Annotated in this window: 1 tRNA gene and 1 rRNA gene; both read right to left on the bottom strand. The window is 42.1% G+C overall.

The features are described 5' to 3' along the window. Positions 1-42: 42 nt before the first annotated feature. A tRNA-Ala gene (locus KQI18_RS14055) sits at positions 43-118 on the bottom strand. Between the two features lie 203 nt (positions 119-321). Continuing rightward, a 16S ribosomal RNA gene (locus tag KQI18_RS14050) occupies positions 322-508 on the bottom strand; the annotation flags it as partial.

Genomic DNA, 508 nt, shown 5'->3' with positions numbered 1-508 from the left:
TATCAATTGCTTAAAGTGCTAACAATAGGGATAAATCCCTAATGGTGGAGATGAGGAGAGTCGAACTCCTGACCCCTTGCTTGCAAGGCAAGTGCTCTCCCAACTGAGCTACACCCCCAGATTATATAATTGTAATTTCGAAATATGAAGACTCAAAAAAGAACCCTTAAATTAAACAGTAAGTAGTATCTTTGATTTAGGCGATAGCCTACACTAAAATACATACATATACTTTAATAAAAGTTTTCTGTCTAATTCTCATTCGATTTATTGAAGTTCGGTAAGAACATTCAAAATTAAACAGTAGGCAATTCTCCCTAGAAAGGAGGTGATCCAGCCGCACCTTCCGATACGGCTACCTTGTTACGACTTCACCCCAGTTATTGATACCACCTTCGACGACTTCCTCCCAAGGGTTAGATAATCGGCTTCGGGTGTTTCCAACTTCCGTGGTGTGACGGGCGGTGTGTACAAGACCCGGGAACGCATTCACCGCAGCATTCTGATC

Origin of the sequence: Metaclostridioides mangenotii (assembly GCF_018917235.1) — a bacterium.
Lineage (GTDB): Bacteria > Bacillota > Clostridia > Peptostreptococcales > Peptostreptococcaceae > Metaclostridioides.
The sequence above is the reverse complement of the archived record's forward strand: the minus strand, read 5'-3'. Positions and strand labels throughout refer to the sequence as shown.